Raw genomic sequence first — 16,643 nt, 5'->3', positions numbered from 1 at the left:
CATCAACTGATGGATTATTAAGCGCCCATCCAGCGCAAAGCGTATAAAAGGGGAACAATATGTGCCTTGCCGTTCCCGGCAAAGTAGTCAAACGCGACGACGACCTCAAGGCCACCGTCGACATGATGGGCATCGAGCGCCCCGTGTCGCTGCGGCTCGTGCCGACGGCGCAGGTTGGCGACTATATTCTCGTACACGCCGGCTTTGGCATCCAGATTGTCGACGAGCAGGAAGCACAGGAAACGCTCGAGCTTGTTAATGCCATGTCCGAGCTGGTCGAAGAAGACCAGCTGGCCACCAACCCGGCGGAGGCTTACTAGTGGCGCCCGAGCAGCCGGCTCGCTCCGGTATCGATTTCTCGGCATTCCGCGATCCCAAGCTGGCTCGCGAGCTCATCGAGCGCATTCATGAGCTTGTCGGCGACCGCACCATCAACCTTATGGAAGTCTGCGGCACGCATACCGTGAGCATCGGGCGCTATGGCTTTCGCTCCATTATGCCGGCCGGGCTCAAGCTGCTGAGCGGCCCGGGCTGCCCCGTCTGCGTCACCGCCAACCGCGACATCGACCACGCAATCGCGCTCGCCAACATAGACGGCGCCATCATCACCACCTTTGGCGACATGATGCGCGTGCCCGGATCATCCACCTCGCTCGCTGCGCAAAAGGCGGCGGGGCGCGATATCCGCATCGTCTATTCCCCGCTCGACGCGCTCGACATTGCCGAGCAAAACCCTGATCGCCCGGTCATTTTTATGGGCGTGGGCTTTGAGACTACGACGCCCACCATCGCCGCCGCCATCTTGGAGGCCGAGGCGCGCGGGCTTTTGAACTTCTCGGTCTATTGCGCCCACAAGACCACGCCGCCGGCGTTGCGCGTCATCGCCAACGACCCCGAGACCACCATCGACGGCTTTATCCTGCCGGGCCACGTCGCCACCATCACGGGCTTGGCGCCCTTTAGCTTTTTGGTCGACGAGTTTAAGACTCCAGGCGTGGTAACGGGATTTGAGCCGGTCGACATCTTGCAGGGTATCTGCATGCTGGTCCAGATGGTTGTTGAGGGGCAACCCGCGATCGACAACGCCTACCGTCGCGGCGTCAATGCCGACGGCAATCCTGTGGCGCGCCAGCTGGTCGAGCAGGTATTTGAGCCGTGCGATACCACGTGGCGCGGGCTGGGATCGATTGCGGCTTCGGGACTCGCCATTCGTCCCGAGTTTTCGCACTTTGATGCCAGCATGCGCTTTGACGTGTCCATCGAGCCGACGGTCGAGCCACGCGGGTGCCGCTGCGGCGACGTGCTGCGCGGGGCCATTGCGCCGAGCGACTGCCCCCTGTTCGGCCACGCTTGTACGCCCGAGCATCCCGTCGGCCCCTGCATGGTGAGCTCCGAGGGCAGCTGCGCAGCATATTTCCGCTACCGAGGCTAATAGGTTCCGCCGTTCTAACGAACGGCGGACCAGTCGACGCTGCGCCTCACCCATATAATTCCACCCACGATTGGAGTTTTCGATATGTCCCATAGCGTTACCGATAGCACCGTCCTGCTGGGCCACGGCTCCGGCGGACAGATGATGAAGCGCATCATCGATGAGGTCTTTTTGGATGCCTTTGGGTCGCCCGAGCTGCTCGAAGGCAACGATGCCGGCGTCGCCGCGCTGCCCGCGAGCGGGCGCATCGCCATGTCGACCGACAGCTTTGTAGTCTCGCCGCAGTTCTTCCCCGGTGGCAACATCGGCCGCCTCGCCGTGTGCGGAACCGTCAACGACGTCGCGACCTCGGGCGCCAACGTGCGCTACCTGTCGTGCGGCTTTATCCTCGAAGAGGGCTATCCCATGGATAGGCTCCGCCAGATTGTGCAGACGATGGCCGAGACGGCGCACGAGGCGGGCGTGTCCATAATCACGGGCGACACCAAGGTGGTCGAGCGCGGCGGGGCCGACGGCGTCTATATCAATACCGCCGGCGTGGGCGAGGTGCCTGCGGGCGTGGCGCTCAGCGGCGCAAACTGCCAGCCCGGCGATGTCATCCTGGTCTCGGGTACACTGGGCGACCACGGCATCGCTATCATGAGCCAACGCGAGGGTCTGGCGTTTTCGAGCACCATCGAAAGCGACGCCGCGCCGCTCAACCACCTGATTGCCGATGTGCTTTCCGCAGCACCCGACACACGCTGCTTCCGCGACCCCACGCGCGGTGGCCTGGCCTCGACGCTCAACGAGTTTGCGCAGGCCAGCGGCGTTGCCATGGAGATCGACGAGGATGCCGTGCCCGTGCGTCCCGACGTGCAGGCCGCCTGCGAGATGCTCGGCTACGATGTGCTGCAGGTGGCAAACGAGGGCAAGATGGTTGCCGTCGTGCCGGCCGAGCAAGCCGATGCCGCGCTGAGCGCCATGCGCGCCGCCCGCTACGGCGAGAATGCCGCCATCATCGGCCGCGTGCTGCCACTTGCCGAGGGCGCCCATCCCGCCGTGCGCGTGCGCACCGGCTGGGGCTCGACCCGCATCCTCGACATGCTCGTAGGAGAGCAGCTGCCGAGAATTTGCTAACGACAAAGGCTCAGGGCTATTAAAGATATTCAGATTCCAAACATGCCCGGCACGCATGCCCAGTATCATGGGGTGCGTTTTACAACTCAAGCGGCAGGAGCACCCATGGCAGCAGCTTTTTCCCATGTGATCTTTGACCTGGACGGCACCATTCTCAACACGCTCGAGGACCTGGCGGCCGCCGGCAACCATACCTGCGAGACGCACGGCTGGCCTACGTTTGCCGTCGACGAGTACCGCTACAAGGTGGGAAACGGCATGCTCAAGCTGGTTGAGCGCTTTATGCCCGCCGAGTACGCAGGCGGCGGCCGCATGTTTGAGCAGACGCTTGCCGAGTTTAGGGCTTACTACGGCGAGCACAAGGAAGACCACACCGCTCCCTATGCCGGCACGACCGAGATGCTCGACCGCTTGCGCGCCGCGGGCGTTCAGCTTGCCGTGCTCACTAACAAGGACCACGTCTCGGCGGCTCCGCTTATCGAAAAGTATTTTGGTTCCGAGCGCTTTGCGCTGGTGCAGGGCCGTGTCGATGCGTTTCCGCCCAAGCCCGAAGCACCCGTCACGCTGCATGTGATGGAAGAGCTAGGCGCCGACCCGGCGACCACGCTCTACGTAGGCGATTCCAATGTCGATATCCTGACCGGCCACAACGCCGGCCTTAAGAGTGCGGGCGTCAGCTGGGGTTTCCGCGGCCGCGCAGAGCTGGAAGCCGCCGGCGCCGACTACGTGGTGGACACCCAGGGCGAGCTCGCAGCGCTAATCCTGGGCGAGTAACGAGCGACACTGCTTAACGCAGCTGCGACAATTCTTCCGCGCGGAAAGCGCATCCCGTTTTGAAGCTCCGGAATGGGATGCGCTTTCCGTTTGAGGCACATCAGGGAAACCGCATCCCGTTTCAGAACAATATTCCGGGTCGCACTTTCCGCAACCCACCCCATCCGGAAACCGCGACCCACTATTCGGCCAAAAACCGGGTCGCGGTTTCCCAAGCACTCGATGCAACGCTGGCACAAGGAATGTCCCCAACTGCCGCCTGGTCATTTAAGAACGTCCCCAATGACTACAAGTGCCGCACCATGGCAACGACGCAGGTAGAGGATGGACAGCGAGCGACGTCCAGGACGAACAAGTTGGCATGAAAAAGGCAAGACATAGACCTTCTGGTCATGCCTTGCCTTTTGAATGACAAATTGTCGTCCTGGGCGGCGCGCAGCGTCAACTGGTTACGCGGTTCGTAGAACCGCGTAACCCCCTAGCTCAGCATTGCATCCATCATCTCGGAGTTGACGGAGTCGTCGGCAGACCACTCGCCGTCGTCGTTGCAGGTGTACTTGAAGATAACCGTGGTCTTCCTGGGCTCGGTGGCCTTGGTCACATCGACCATAACCTGACCGGCCATCTTGTACAGCTCGTCATCGGAAGGAACCGTATCAAGCGCGGCGACCTTCTCCTGATACTGGGTGGAGAAGTCCTCAACGATCTTGTTCATAGACTTGCAGGTGATAGAGACCTCGGCGGTCGCGACACCCTTGTCCTCGTCGACCGTCACGTCGCCGATCTTGTAGTCAAAGCCCTCGAGATAGGTCTTGGCATACTCCTTGGGATCGATACCCAGCTGCTCGAACTCGTCGCCTGAAGCCTCCTCCAGACCAGAAAGGAAGTCGTCGCCACCGTTCTTGACCTCGTCAAACTGCGTCGTAAGATCCTCGGTGATGAGCTCCTCAACCGAAGGACCTCCACAGCCGGAAAGCACGACCACACATGCAACCAAGACGGCCATGAGGGGCGCAAGCAGCAGCTTCTTTTTCATGTTGTTCCTCCCAATGAGCGGCACTGCGCTTCCCAGACGCGGCGCACGTTGTAATAAGTAAGCCCATACTATCCACTTATGAACACCCTCGGCAACGCGAAGGCGCGGTCGGTTCGTTTTAGCGTCCGAACGGTTTGCAAGCCCGCCCAACGCGCAATAAAACGCTTCCCCACGGTGCAATAAAAAAGGTGGCCGGAAAACCCGACCACCCTTGCACATCCTTTGAACGCCGCAGTTTACTTGCGAACGACCTTAACGATGGCGTCACCGGCGGCGACGGCGGATTCTGCCTCAACGGTGAGCTCGACGTCGGCAAACTCGGCGGTGTTGGACACGGCCACCACGACGCAGTCCTTGTAACCGGCAGCGGCGATCTTGGCGCGGTCGATCTTGAGTATGGGCTGGCCGGCCTTCACAACGTCGTCGGCCTTGACGAAGCCCTCGAAGCCATCGCCGTTCATGTTGACGGTATCGACGCCAACGTGCACCAGAACCTCGATGCCGCTATCGGACTGCAGACCCACGGCGTGACCCATGGTGACGGTCACCTTACCGTCGCAGGGAGCGTAGACCAGATCGTCCTCGGGCCACACGGCACAGCCCTTGCCCAGAACCTCGCCACCAAAGACGGGATCGGGCACGTCGGCCATCTTGATGACCTTGCCCTTGACGGGCGAGCACAGCACGTCGGCGCCGGCAGAAGCAGAGATGGAGGCCGGAGCAGCGGCAGCCGCGGGCTCAGCCTTCTTCTTGAACATATCAAACAGACCCATACGTTTTCTCCTCTTGATTAAGCGCAACGTTGTGCGCATGCCTACGGTAATTATAGTGCCAAATGGTTCAAATGCTAAGGTGGGGACTCGAATCGCAAGCCCTTCTCGGTAGTGCTCGTGGGATGAGCATCTCCTTTGCATCGCGGTTCGATAAGCCGAGTATCGCCCACGCGCGGGACGGGCAGAAGCGGGCACGCCAAACCCGATACTTCTTTTCGCTCTCGAGTCCTGCCGCCGCCCCGTCCCTGACACTTCCTGATACCGACCGAAACGTGCCAAAATAAACCTGTCCCTTTTTGGTAGGTTTGGCGAGTGTGGATTTTCGGACGCTTAACTAACGAGCGTGGATAATCTCCCACTTTGAGGCCGTCACCGAGCCAAAAACGGGAGATTATCCGCTCTCATTTTGGATAACCCCCCCCCCTTGTACCAAGCCGAGCTCCATGGTCAAGTAATAACGACTTCTCATCATTAGATTGTTTACATCAATTCTAATAACTATTTAATCCTTAAACTCGTTATTAGAATTGATATGATTGGCCTAATAACGAGTTTCCGGCACTAAAGATATGGAGGGCGCGATGCAAATCGAGGAGAACGGCCAGGGAACGCTCCGCAATAATCTATCGGGGAAATTGGCTTACTATTCGTTTTTTCCAACGCCCTTGCAATCATTGAGACAGCTAAACCTCACCGAGGAAACCTATCGCACGCTTTCCGCATGCTCACGAAAGCTTGGAGAGCTTGAAGGCATGCTCTACTTTGTTCCCAACGCCGATATGTATCTGACAATGTACGTGCGCAAAGAAGCACTCCTTTCTTCGCAAATTGAGGGAACCCAGTGCACGTTTGACGACCTACTTAGTCCATCGCAAACACAACTCCATCATAAAGATGTCGCAGACGTCGTGAATTACGTCCGTGCTGTCGACCGCGGCGTAGAACTGCTCAAAAAGATGCCCTTGTGCACGAGACTTCTTAGGCAAGTTCATGCGGTCCTGCTGGACGGAGTGCGCGGAACGGAGAAGAATCCAGGCGAGCTGCGCTCCTCACAAAACTGGATTGGCCCCTCAGGCTGCACCATTGCAACCGCATCGTTTGTCCCTCCAAACATTGAAGATTTGAGTAACACGCTCCAGGACCTCGAACGCTTTATCAATGAGCCTCAAGTCGAAATGGATCCGATTGTGCGGGCGGCGCTCGTCCATTACCAATTTGAAACTGCCCATCCATTCCTAGATGGAAACGGTCGCCTGGGCAGGCTTCTCATTACACTTATGCTCATCAATGATGGCGTTCTTCATTCTTGCTTGTTCTATCCATCGTTCCAGTTCAAGAAAAACCGAAGCGAGTACTACCGGCAACTCACATCCGTAAGGGAGAGAGGCACTTACGAGGAATGGATAGAGTTTTTCTGCAACAGTCTTCTCGAGAGTGCGAAGGACTCGGTAGGGTCTTTAAAAAACCTTGTTGACCTCCATAACCGTTCCACAGCAACCATTACCGAAAATCTCGGAAGGACTGCTGCAAACGGGCAAAGGCTGTTGGGCATTCTTGAAGAGCACCCCATCGTCGACACCGCATTCATCGCTGCCCAACTCGATATCGGCAGGAGTACCGCGAGCTCGCTCGTCAAATCATTTGAAGAATTGGGTATCCTCCGTCCGCTCGACGAGTCAAGACAGAGATACCGGCAGTACGGGTATGAAGAGTATCTTTCGATTCTCAGGGAAGACGCCGAGCCGATTAGATAGGCACCGCAGCCCAGGCAAATTAAAGCGAGCGTGGATAATCTCCCACTTTGAGCCCGCACACAGGCCAAAAACGGGAGATTATCCACGCTCATTCCTGAGTAGTCATTTATGAACGTCCCCAATGACTAGTCCGGCAACGCCGATGCCTTGGCAACGGCAGCGAACGGGCCGCATTCGGAGCAAGACGACGCCGCAGGTAGAGAACGGACAGCGAGCGGGTCGCATTTGAGACAAGGTGACGTGAAACGAAAGGGCGCTGACCTTCTGGTCGCGCCCTTGAAGTTGAACGTCAGATTGTCCAAATGCGGCCCGCGCAGCGTCGAGCAGTTACGGCGTTTGGTAAAACGCCGTAACTAACGTGCTCCGTACTGCTCGTAGTAGGCGTCGATGGCGGTCTTGAGCTCGTCGTCGATGACAACCTTGCCGTCGATCTCGTGGTTGTAGAGGGTCTCGACGACCTCGGCAATGGAGACGATGCTCGCGACGGGGAAACCGTACTTGGCCTCGATCTCCTTCTGCGCGGTGGTCACACCGCCCTTGCCGACCTCCATGCGGTTGAGGGACACGATCAGGCCCTTGATCTCGACATCGGCAGCAGCCTTGACCTTGGGATAGGTCTCGTCGATGGACTTGCCGCTGGTGGTAACGTCCTCGACCATGACCACACGGTCGCCGTCCTTGGGCTCATAACCCAACAGGTTGCCCTTATCGGCACCGTGGTCCTTGGCCTCCTTGCGGTCGCAGCAGTACTTGACCTCCTTGCCGTACAGCTCGTGGTAGGCAATTGCGGTCACGACGGCCAGCGGAATACCCTTGTAGGCCGGTCCAAACAGCACATCAAAGTCGTCGCCAAAGTTATCGTGGATGGCCTGGGCGTAATACTCGCCCAGCTTCTTGAGCTGATAGCCCGTCACGTAAGCGCCGGCGTTCATAAAGAACGGGGACTGACGGCCGCTCTTGAGCGTAAAGCTGCCGAACTTAAGGACGTCGGACTCGACCATAAACTTGATGAACTCTTGCTTGTAAGCCTCCATGCGGGCTCCTCTCGTAATCGCGTACGTGCCTTCCAGTTTAGCGCAGGCGAAGCGTCGATGCGGGCGCGCTTTGGGGCCACGGCATTCTGTAAAGGCTTTGTCAGGGGGAATGGTTTTCCGAACAATGGGGTTGACATGTCAAACCCCCTCATCAAGAATACGGGCGGATTAAAAAGGGGTACGAGATACCCAAAGCGCGCTGCGCTCAGCCTTTAGGAGGTGTGCCATGGAAGGCAGTCCTAGTCGAAAAACCTGCATGTCGCCCTCGGCACGCCGCGAGGACTCCGCACACGCATAAACGCCACCGGCAGATCGCCAAAACCACCGCAAAGGCGCGCTGCACCCTTTGTGGGCTCAAGAGCTTGACGTGAGCGACATCTAGGTTTTTTGAAGCAAATACGACACGTACGCTAACTCCCCTCAACAAGGAGGACCCTATGCTGATGCTCAAAACCGTCACGGTACTCGAAGCCATCTCCAAGCGCCGCCGCACGGCGCGCCCTGCCGCTCATACCGGCCTGTCCAAGAACACCATATTCGCCGCCACCCATAGTGCCGAGGACGCCCTCGTACTGCTTGACGCCACGGCAAACGGCCTCACCGTCGAGCAGGCAACTGAACGCCTGAACGCCGTCGGCCCCAACACCATCGAGGCAACGACCAAAACGCTCGCCCGCCGCATCGCCGACGCGTTCATCGATCCCTTCGCCGGCATCCTCGCCGCGCTCGCACTGGTCTCGCTCTACATCGACGTGCTCGCCGTGCCCGAACCGCAGCGCGACCCCTCCACGGTCATCGTCATCGGCACCATGCTGCTGGTATCGGGCGGCATGAAGTTTATCCAGGAAGCCCGCAGCGGCAATGCGGCCGAGGCCCTCAAGGACCTGGTCTCCAACACTTGCACCGCCCTGCGCGACGGCGAGCGCATCGAGATCCCCTTCGACGAGCTCGTCCCCGGCGATGTAATCCGTCTCTCTGCCGGCGATATGGTGCCGGCAGATGCCCGCATCATCACCGCGCGCGACCTGTTTGTGATCGAGTCCGCACTCACCGGCGAGAGCGAGGCCGTCGAGAAGACCACCGCCGTCACCGTCGTCGAGGGCGCCGACGGCTCCGCACTGCCACTCTCTGCCTGCAAGAATATCGTCTTTACCGGCACCTCCGTGCAAAACGGCGCCGCCATGGCGCTTGTCGTTGCCACCGGCTCGGACACCTACCTGGGCGGCATCGCCAAGATGCTCAACGGGCGCGGCGAAAAGAGCGCGTTTGACCGCGGCGTCTCGAGCGTCTCCATGCTGCTGGTGCGCCTGATGCTCGTTATGGCGCCGGCCGTCTTTGCCATCAACGCCGCCACCAAGGGCAACGTCATCGACGCGCTGCTGTTCGCCACGAGCGTGGCCGTGGGCATCACGCCGCAGATGCTTCCCGTCATCGTGACCACGAGCCTATCGCAGGGCGCCAAGGACCTCGCCCGTCGCCAGGTTATCGTCAAGGAGCTGCCGGCGATTCAAAACCTCGGCGCGATGGACGTCCTGTGCTGCGACAAGACCGGCACCCTCACCGAAGACTGCATCGTGCTCGAGCGCTATCTCAGCACCGACGGCAACGAAGACGCACGCGTGCTGCGCCATGCATTTTTGAATAGCTTCTTCCAAACCGGCCTCAAAAACCTTATCGACCTGGCCGTAATCGACCGTGCCGATGTGACGCCCTCGACCGTCGTGCCCGATTCTATACTGGGCCAGAGTCTGCGCGACCGCTATACCAAGGTCGACGAGGTTCCCTTCGATTTCTCGCGCCGTCGCCTGAGCGTAGTTGTCGCCGACGCCCAAGGCAAAACCCAGATGGTTACCAAGGGCGCTGCCGAGGAAATGCTCGAGATCTGCTCCTTTGTCGAGATCGATGGCATCGCTCAGCCGCTCACCGACGAGAAGCTCGCCCAGATTCGCAAGCAGATCGTCGGACTTAACGCTGAGGGCCTACGCGTAATTGCCGTGGCGCAGAAGACCAATCCGCGCTGCGTGGGCGAGTTTGGCATCGCTGACGAGTGCGACATGGTGCTGATGGGCTTTTTGGCCTTCCTCGATCCGCCCAAAGCAAGTGCCGCGGGCGCCGTCGCCACCCTCGAGGCCAAGGGCGTGGCGGTCAAGGTCCTAACCGGCGACAACGACCGCGTCGCCGCCACCGTCTGCGAGCAGATTGGTATCGATGCGAGCAACGTCTTGCTCGGCTCCGAGATCGATGCGCTCGATGACGCCGAACTTGCCGAGCGCACCGAGAAAACCCACCTCTTCGCCAAGCTCTCGCCGCTGCAGAAGGCGCGCCTGGTACGTGTCATGCGCGAGATGCTCGGCCACACCGTGGGCTTTATGGGCGACGGCATCAACGACGCCGCCGCCATGCGTGCGAGCGATTGCGGCATCTCGGTCGATTCGGCCGTCGATATTGCCAAGGAATCCGCCGATATCATCTTGCTTCAGAAGGACCTGGGCGTGCTCGAGCGCGGCATCATCGAAGGCCGCCGCACTTACGGCAACCTGCTCAAGTACCTCAAGACCACGGTGAGCTCCAACTTTGGCAATGTGCTGTCCGTGACCGTCGCGAGCCTGTTCTTGCCGTTTTTGCCCATGAGCGCCCTGCAGCTGGTACTGCTGTCGCTGGTCTACGAGATCGTGTGCATCGCACTGCCGTGGGACACCGTCGATGACGCCTGGACTGCCCGCCCGCGTGCCTGGGACGCCGCATCCATCAAGGGCTTTATGCTCGAGCTGGGCCCCGTGAGCTTGCTGTTTGACATCGTGACCTTCGCCGCGCTCTTCTTTGTCGTGTGCCCCGCCGCCGTGGACGCAAGCTGGTCCGAGCTTGCCGCCGCGGGCGACGTCGCGGGTATGGCGACCTTTGCTGCGCTCTTCCAGAGCGGCTGGTTTGTCGAGTCCATGTGGTCGCAGACACTCGTGGTCCACATGTTGCGCTCCCCGCATCTGCCGAGCCCGCGCGACCACGCCGCGCCCGCATTGTGCGTTCTTACCGTGCTGGGCCTGGCGCTCGTCACCTGGCTGCCGGCAAGCCCCATCGCCGATGCGCTCGGCCTCATGCCGCTGCCCGCGAGCTTTTTTGGGCTGCTCATTGGCATCGTTACCGCCTATATCGCGCTCACCCAGCTGGCAAAGCGCCGCTACATTGCCCGCCACGGCGAGCTGCTGTAGCAAGTAGACGGAAAACACCCTGCCAGCTGCCGTTGCCACTACCACAGCTGCCAACGCCGCTGCCGTTGCCTCTGCCGCCGCCGCAGTCTATCCCCCCCAGCAATTGCGGTGAAATAGTTCCTGTTTAAAGCCCCGTGACTTTAATTTAGGGACTATTCCACCGCAACTTATTGGGAGATTAGCTAGTCCTTGGGTGTCCAGGACCAGAAGAAGTTGATAAGGGCCACACGCGAGGCGGTACCGGCCTTTTTGTTGATCGAGGAAATGTGGCGATAGAGCGTGGAGCGCGAAAGAAAGAGCGTTGTGGCGATGTCCTGAACGCTCTGGTCCGAAACGACCAAGACCTCAAGAATATCGCGCTCGCGCTCTGTAAGCCCAAAGGTGGCGACGAAGGCATCAAGGCGTTCATCGGACGTGAGCTCCGCTGCCTCCACGGGCTCGGGGTCGGAGCATGTGGGCGCAAGATCCCCACCAAGATCGTCGGTGGCAAGCGGCAGTCCGTCCCGCATCGCGGCATCATCGGCTCGTTGCCCCAACTGCCCCAGCAGCGTAATCGCAATGCCCACAAACATCACGAGCGCCGCACCGACCGCAGCCAGCACGTTTTGACTCGAGATAATCGCCACTGCCGGCGCCGTCACGAACATCGAGCACACGTTGTTGACGACGCGACCCATGCACGGCCAAAAATATGACCAGCGCGCATAGAGCGAGACGGCGGCATATTTTGTGGTAAAGAACACCACGAAAAAGCCCGAGCCCAGATAAAAGATGATCGTGGCAGCAAGCTCGTTGCCGCCATTGCCATCGACGATGAGCACAAAGAACGAAAGCGTAGACAACATGGCGGCGCATGTCATGCCGATATTCATATACGAACGGCCGCGCAGGTCAAATAGGACGCCGGCGGCCAACGAGCTCACGACAAGCAGCAGGCGCGGCCAGTCACCCAAATCAACGGCTCCGGTAGCATGCAGGGTCGCGAGGCCCGCGTTGAGAGCGGCGAATACGCCGGAAAGATACGCTGTCGCCACGGTCAAGCGAGCTGCAGTGCGGCGGAATGCCGCCTTTGCCTCGGGATCGTCATGCCACTTGGCGCCATATTCCAGAGCATCTACCGAAAGCCCGGCAACACTGGGTTCAAAGCTGGGATCGGACTCGTCGCGCAGCTTGGCGCGTCGGGCACCGTGGAGCGACGCCACCTGCGCGATCGCGCAGACGACCAGAACAGCCTGCTGAGGAATGCCGGCAGGCATCACCATGTGGTTGAGCACCTGCACCAGAACGCCCATGGCGTAGGAAAGTGCAGCCGCACGCGCCAAGCAGGGCGTCCGTGCAAAGCGCCGCGCAAAGTTTGCGTGGGCAGTCGATCCGCAGTAGCCCAGCGCGCAGCACGCCACCAAACCGCCGGCAATTACCACCTCAACCTGAACCGCCATAATCAACAGCAGCAATGCCGCCACCAGCAAAACGCCCGTGACGTCACTCGTTGCTTCAATGGCATGGGGACGGCGATAGTACAGAATGGGACGCACAAAGAAGCCAATCACGCTCGCGCCGATGACAAGGCTCTCATAAATAACGACCTCGTTCGGAGACACGAACTCGGCCATGCGCACATCAAAAAGATACTCGCACGCCAAAAACGTGAAGAAGAACAGCGCCAGGCATATAATCTCCCGAATGCCTCGACGCAAATATGCGGTTGTGTCTCCCATGTCCCTCATGGTTAACCCCCAGCCGCTCAATTGTCTGGAAATCTATTTTAATAAAGAACCAGTCTCAATATCGAAGCCGAGCTCGAAATGCTGCAAATTTGACCCCAGCCGTCCACATCACGCCGCGGTTTTGAGCCTCATGGACCAGAAGGGACACGCGCGGCCTCAAGCTCGGCAGGGAGTGTCTCCAACTACCACTCATTTAAGTACGTCCCCAATGAGTGGCGCCCAGCGACTAGTCGTTTAAGAACGTCCCCGGCGACTAGTCAAAAATGGGCCATGTGTCCCAGCTGTGGAGACTCCTTGAGCCGTCTGGGTATCGCGAAGGATCGCGCACTCCCCCATCATCAAAAGTGACACACGCTACCAGTTGATGGGAGGCAGCCATGGGTTTCTTTGACAAGATGTTCGAGAAGAAAGAGTGCGCGATTTGCGGTACCGAGCTGGGACTTCTAGGTAAGACAAAAATCAATGAAGGCTACCTGTGCAAAGAGTGCGCCGGCAAGCTCTCCCCCTACTTTCACGGCTATCGCTCCAGCACCGCGGACGACATCCGTGAGCAACTCGCCTACCGCGAGGCCAACGCCGAGCGCCTGTCTTCGTTCAACCCCACGCGCACGCTTTCTGCCGGGCGCACCAATATCATGCTCGATGAGGACGCGGGCCTGCTGATCATCACTTCGCAGAGCCGCTGGCGCGACGCCAATCCCGACATCATCGAGTTCTCGCAGGTACTCGGCTGCGATATGGATATCGACGAGCATCGCACCGAGATCTATCGCGAGACCAAGGACGGCGAGCGCGAGAGCTACAACCCGCCGCGCTACGACCTGGATTACGACTTTAATCTGACCATCCACGTCAACACGCCGTACTTTACCGAAATCAACCTGCGCGTGAACGACTCCACCATCGATCAGCGCGGCTCCATCGAATACCGCGAGGCCAAGCGCCAGGCAACCGAGGTCCGCGACGCGCTGGTGCAGCTGCGCCAGGAGACGCGCGACAGCGTCGTGGCCGCCAAGGCCCCCAAGACCGCGGTGACCTGCCCCTTCTGCGGAGCCACCACCATTCCCGATGCCAGTGGGCGCTGCGAATACTGCGGCGGCGCCATCGGCGCATAGCCTCCGGCAGCGAAAGGACCGATCATGGCCTTCGAGAGCGTTAACTATCAGTGCCCTGCCTGCGGTGGCCCCTTGCATTTTGCCAGCGCCGAGCAAAAGCTCGTCTGCGACTACTGTGACTCGCGCTTTGAAGTCGAAGAAGTCGAGGCCCTCTATCGCGAGCGCCAGGACAAGGCAGATGCCAAAGCCGATGCCGCAGCCGCGGCCCCCAAGCCTGCTGTCGACGATGCCGTGCAGGAGCTGGCCCAAAACGCCGGCTACATCTGCTCGTCGTGCGGCGCCGAGCTCGTGTCCGACGGCACCGTCGCCGTCACCACCTGCCCGTACTGCGGTAACTCCGCCGTGGCACCCGGCCAGCTCTCTGGCGACTTCTCACCCGACCTGGTGATTCCGTTTAAGCTCGGGCGCGATGACGTCACGGCCGCACTCAAGGAACACTACAAGGGCAAGATCCTGCTGCCCAAGAGCTTTGTCACCGGCAACCATATCGACGAAGTCCAAGGCGTTTACGTGCCGTTTTGGCTTTACGGCGCCCGCGTAGACGGCGAAGTGTGCTTTGATGCGACCAACGAGACCGTGACTGAGGAATCCGATCGCACCGTCACGACCACCGACCACTACGACGCCTACCGTAAAGGCAATATCTCGTTTGAGCGCGTGCCCGTCGACGGATCGTCCAAGATGCCCGACGGCCACATGGACGCCATCGAGCCGTTTGACTACGATGCGCTGCGCCCGTTTTCGGTCGCGTATATGCCCGGCTACATCGCCAACCGCTACGACGAGGATTGCGAAACCTGCAAGGCGCGCGCCGAGCGCCGCATGGAAGAAAGTACGATCTCGGCCCTGCGCGAGACCGTCGTCGACGAGTATGACGACGCCACGGTCGAAAGCAAGCAGCTCGACTACACCTGGGAAGACAGCGACTACGCCCTGTTTCCCGTGTGGATGCTTTCCACCTCGTGGAACGGCAAGAGTTATCTGTTTGCCATGAACGGCCAGACCGGTCGCATGGTCGGCGAGCTCCCCTGCTCCAAGCCCAAGCTCGCCATCGCCTCGGTGCTGTTCTTTGTGATCGGGTTTGTCCTCTCCCAGATTCTCTTTATGGGCGAGAACGCCTTCAATCCGGACTACCTCACCTTTGATATCGAGGGCGTCCTCATCAACATCGTTGCACCGCTGATCATCGTAATCATCGCAGACATGCTGCTGGTGGGCCAGCTCAAGACGGCCAACGAGGCCACCCACGCCGATTGCTACTGTGGCGAGCTCGACCTGACCGAGAAGCACGACACCTTCAGCCACACCGAGACCACCGTTGTCATGAAGGACAACAAGGACGATTAACCATTCTGACCAATACCACCCGGCCTTTGACGAGAAAGGAAGATCACCATGGGACTCTTGAAAGCTGGATTGGGTGCTGCCGGCGGCGTCATGGCCGACCAGTGGAAGGAATTTATCTATTGCGAATCGATGCCCGCTGACGTCTTGGCCTGCAAGGGCAGCAAGCGCACCGGCGGCCGCAGCTCCAACACGCGCGGCGAGGACAACGTCATCTCCAACGGCTCGGTCATCGCCGTCAACGACGGCCAGGGCATGCTCGTGGTGCAAAACGGCAAGATCATCGAGGTCGCGCTGGAGCCTGGCGAATTTGTCTTTGACACCGGCAGCGAGCCGAGTGTCTTTAGCGGCAACCTGGGCGACTCCATCAAGGAGACGTTCGCCAATATCGGCAGCCGCTTTACTTTTGGCGGCGACGCGGGCAAAGACCAACGTGTCTACTTCATCAACACCAAGGAGATCATCGGCAACAAGTACGGCACCGCCTCGCCCGTGCCCTTCCGCGTGGTCGATAACAACATTGGCTTGGACGTCGACATCTCCGTGCGCTGCAACGGCGAGTATTCGTACCGCATCACCAACCCGCTGCTGTTCTACACCAACGTGTGCGGCAACGTGACCGATAGCTACACGCGCGACAAGATCGACAGTCAGCTTAAGTCCGAGCTGCTCACCGCTCTGCAGCCCGCCTTTGCCAAGATCTCGGAGATGGGCATTCGCTACAGCGCCATCCCCGGTCACACCACCGAGCTCGCCCGCGCGCTCAACGAGGTCCTCTCGGCCGACTGGCGCGACCTGCGTGGTGTCGAGATCGTGAGCTTTGGCGTCAACTCCATCGCCGCCTCGCAAGAAGACGAGCAGATGATCAAGGACCTGCAGAAGGCCGCGGTCATGCGCGATCCCACCATGGCAGCCGCCAACATCGCCAGCGCCCAGAGCGATGCGATGCGCGCGGCAGCGGCCAACCCCAACGGCGCGATGGCAGGCTTTATGGGCATGGGCATGGCAGGTGGCATGGGCGGCATGAATGCCAGCCAGCTGTTCGCCGCCGGCCAGGCACAGCAGCAGGCTGCCCCGCAGCCGGCTCCGGCTCCCGCCCCCGCACCAGCTCCTGCCGCTGCCCCTGCGGCCGGCACGTGGACCTGCAGTTGCGGTGCCACCAACACCGGCAAGTTCTGCCCCGAGTGCGGCAGTCCCGCGCCCGCCCCGGCACCGGCCAAGTGGTTCTGCCCCAACTGCGGCAGCGAAAACGGCGGCAAGTTCTGCAGCAACTGCGGAACGCCCAGGCCCTAGCCCCTCTATCTGGTAATTGGCGGGGGATCCGCCACC

At 60.1% G+C, this 16,643-nt stretch carries 13 protein-coding genes; 9 read left to right on the top strand and 4 right to left on the bottom strand.

What is annotated here, in order from left to right; all coding sequences use genetic code 11:
* Nucleotides 1–59: 59 nt before the first annotated feature.
* From HMPREF9463_RS00715 to HMPREF9463_RS00700, 4 genes are all read left to right on the top strand, one after another.
* Nucleotides 60–320 carry a HypC/HybG/HupF family hydrogenase formation chaperone gene (locus HMPREF9463_RS00715; RefSeq protein WP_006235228.1) on the top strand — a complete coding sequence of 87 codons (261 nt, stop codon included), beginning with the start codon at nucleotides 60–62 and terminating at the stop codon, nucleotides 318–320.
* Nucleotides 320–1,432, top strand: a complete 1,113-nt coding sequence (gene hypD / locus HMPREF9463_RS00710; RefSeq protein ID WP_232219715.1) for a hydrogenase formation protein HypD — start codon at nucleotides 320–322, stop codon at nucleotides 1,430–1,432. The genes HMPREF9463_RS00715 and hypD overlap by 1 nt, the downstream gene beginning before the upstream one ends.
* 84 nt (nucleotides 1,433–1,516) lie before the next feature.
* Nucleotides 1,517–2,551 (top strand): hydrogenase expression/formation protein HypE, encoded by a 1,035-nt coding sequence (hypE, locus tag HMPREF9463_RS00705; RefSeq protein ID WP_035136616.1) that lies wholly within the window; start codon nucleotides 1,517–1,519, stop codon nucleotides 2,549–2,551.
* A gap of 105 nt (nucleotides 2,552–2,656) precedes the next feature.
* Nucleotides 2,657–3,325 carry an HAD family hydrolase gene (locus HMPREF9463_RS00700; protein ID WP_035136615.1) on the top strand — a complete coding sequence of 223 codons (669 nt, stop codon included), beginning with the start codon at nucleotides 2,657–2,659 and terminating at the stop codon, nucleotides 3,323–3,325.
* Between the two features lie 478 nt (nucleotides 3,326–3,803).
* Here the strand turns inward: HMPREF9463_RS00700 and HMPREF9463_RS00695 are convergent, their stop codons facing one another.
* Together HMPREF9463_RS00695 and HMPREF9463_RS00690 are read right to left on the bottom strand one after the other, a co-directional pair.
* Nucleotides 3,804–4,361, bottom strand: a complete 558-nt coding sequence (locus tag HMPREF9463_RS00695) for a hypothetical protein (protein ID WP_035136614.1) — start codon at nucleotides 4,359–4,361, stop codon at nucleotides 3,804–3,806.
* 236 nt (nucleotides 4,362–4,597) lie between these two features.
* Complete coding sequence (locus HMPREF9463_RS00690) at nucleotides 4,598–5,134, bottom strand: PTS sugar transporter subunit IIA (protein WP_035136613.1); 537 nt, start codon at nucleotides 5,132–5,134, stop codon at nucleotides 4,598–4,600.
* Nucleotides 5,135–5,715: 581 nt separating this feature from the next.
* Here HMPREF9463_RS00690 and HMPREF9463_RS00685 point away from each other — a divergent pair.
* Complete coding sequence (locus HMPREF9463_RS00685) at nucleotides 5,716–6,888, top strand: Fic family protein (RefSeq protein ID WP_035136612.1); 1,173 nt, start codon at nucleotides 5,716–5,718, stop codon at nucleotides 6,886–6,888.
* Between the two features lie 353 nt (nucleotides 6,889–7,241).
* On the opposite strand, the gene pyrE is transcribed toward HMPREF9463_RS00685, so the two are convergent.
* Nucleotides 7,242–7,922, bottom strand: coding sequence for an orotate phosphoribosyltransferase (gene pyrE / locus HMPREF9463_RS00680; RefSeq protein ID WP_035136611.1), 681 nt, complete (start codon nucleotides 7,920–7,922; stop codon nucleotides 7,242–7,244).
* A gap of 437 nt (nucleotides 7,923–8,359) precedes the next feature.
* Between pyrE and mgtA the strand changes: the two genes are divergently transcribed.
* Nucleotides 8,360–11,128 (top strand): magnesium-translocating P-type ATPase, encoded by a 2,769-nt coding sequence (gene mgtA, locus HMPREF9463_RS00675; RefSeq protein ID WP_035136610.1) that lies wholly within the window; start codon nucleotides 8,360–8,362, stop codon nucleotides 11,126–11,128.
* A gap of 182 nt (nucleotides 11,129–11,310) precedes the next feature.
* On the opposite strand, the gene HMPREF9463_RS00670 is transcribed toward mgtA, so the two are convergent.
* Nucleotides 11,311–12,855, bottom strand: a complete 1,545-nt coding sequence (locus HMPREF9463_RS00670) for a helix-turn-helix transcriptional regulator (RefSeq protein ID WP_084591721.1) — start codon at nucleotides 12,853–12,855, stop codon at nucleotides 11,311–11,313.
* A 377-nt stretch (nucleotides 12,856–13,232) separates the two neighbouring features.
* On the opposite strand from HMPREF9463_RS00670, the gene HMPREF9463_RS00665 reads away from it, so the two are divergent.
* From HMPREF9463_RS00665 to HMPREF9463_RS00655, 3 genes are read left to right on the top strand one after another with little or no spacing between them, the layout of a single operon-like run.
* Nucleotides 13,233–13,970 (top strand): DUF4428 domain-containing protein, encoded by a 738-nt coding sequence (locus HMPREF9463_RS00665; RefSeq protein WP_035136607.1) that lies wholly within the window; start codon nucleotides 13,233–13,235, stop codon nucleotides 13,968–13,970.
* Between the two features lie 24 nt (nucleotides 13,971–13,994).
* Complete coding sequence (locus tag HMPREF9463_RS00660) at nucleotides 13,995–15,317, top strand: hypothetical protein (protein ID WP_035136606.1); 1,323 nt, start codon at nucleotides 13,995–13,997, stop codon at nucleotides 15,315–15,317.
* A 48-nt stretch (nucleotides 15,318–15,365) separates the two neighbouring features.
* Nucleotides 15,366–16,607, top strand: coding sequence for an SPFH domain-containing protein (locus tag HMPREF9463_RS00655; protein ID WP_035136605.1), 1,242 nt, complete (start codon nucleotides 15,366–15,368; stop codon nucleotides 16,605–16,607).
* Nucleotides 16,608–16,643: the final 36 nt, after the last annotated feature.

Origin of the sequence: Collinsella sp. 4_8_47FAA, assembly GCF_000763055.1 — a bacterium.
Taxonomy (GTDB): Bacteria; Actinomycetota; Coriobacteriia; order Coriobacteriales; family Coriobacteriaceae; genus Collinsella.
The sequence above is the reverse complement of the archived record's forward strand: the minus strand, read 5'-3'. Positions and strand labels throughout refer to the sequence as shown.

Bases quoted from the DNA above. Each gene is read 5' to 3' on its own strand.
- HMPREF9463_RS00715 (WP_006235228.1), top strand. From the start codon at position 60: ATGTGCCTTGCCGTTCCCGGCAAAGTAGTCAAACGCGACGACGACCTC.
- hypE (WP_035136616.1), top strand. From the start codon at position 1,517: ATGTCCCATAGCGTTACCGATAGCACCGTCCTGCTGGGCCACGGCTCC.
- HMPREF9463_RS00700 (WP_035136615.1), top strand. From the start codon at position 2,657: ATGGCAGCAGCTTTTTCCCATGTGATCTTTGACCTGGACGGCACCATT.
- HMPREF9463_RS00695 (WP_035136614.1), bottom strand. From the start codon at position 4,361: ATGAAAAAGAAGCTGCTGCTTGCGCCCCTCATGGCCGTCTTGGTTGCA.
- HMPREF9463_RS00690 (WP_035136613.1), bottom strand. From the start codon at position 5,134: ATGGGTCTGTTTGATATGTTCAAGAAGAAGGCTGAGCCCGCGGCTGCC.
- HMPREF9463_RS00685 (WP_035136612.1), top strand. From the start codon at position 5,716: ATGCAAATCGAGGAGAACGGCCAGGGAACGCTCCGCAATAATCTATCG.
- pyrE (WP_035136611.1), bottom strand. From the start codon at position 7,922: ATGGAGGCTTACAAGCAAGAGTTCATCAAGTTTATGGTCGAGTCCGAC.
- mgtA (WP_035136610.1), top strand. From the start codon at position 8,360: ATGCTGATGCTCAAAACCGTCACGGTACTCGAAGCCATCTCCAAGCGC.
- HMPREF9463_RS00670 (WP_084591721.1), bottom strand. From the start codon at position 12,855: ATGAGGGACATGGGAGACACAACCGCATATTTGCGTCGAGGCATTCGG.
- HMPREF9463_RS00665 (WP_035136607.1), top strand. From the start codon at position 13,233: ATGGGTTTCTTTGACAAGATGTTCGAGAAGAAAGAGTGCGCGATTTGC.
- HMPREF9463_RS00660 (WP_035136606.1), top strand. From the start codon at position 13,995: ATGGCCTTCGAGAGCGTTAACTATCAGTGCCCTGCCTGCGGTGGCCCC.
- HMPREF9463_RS00655 (WP_035136605.1), top strand. From the start codon at position 15,366: ATGGGACTCTTGAAAGCTGGATTGGGTGCTGCCGGCGGCGTCATGGCC.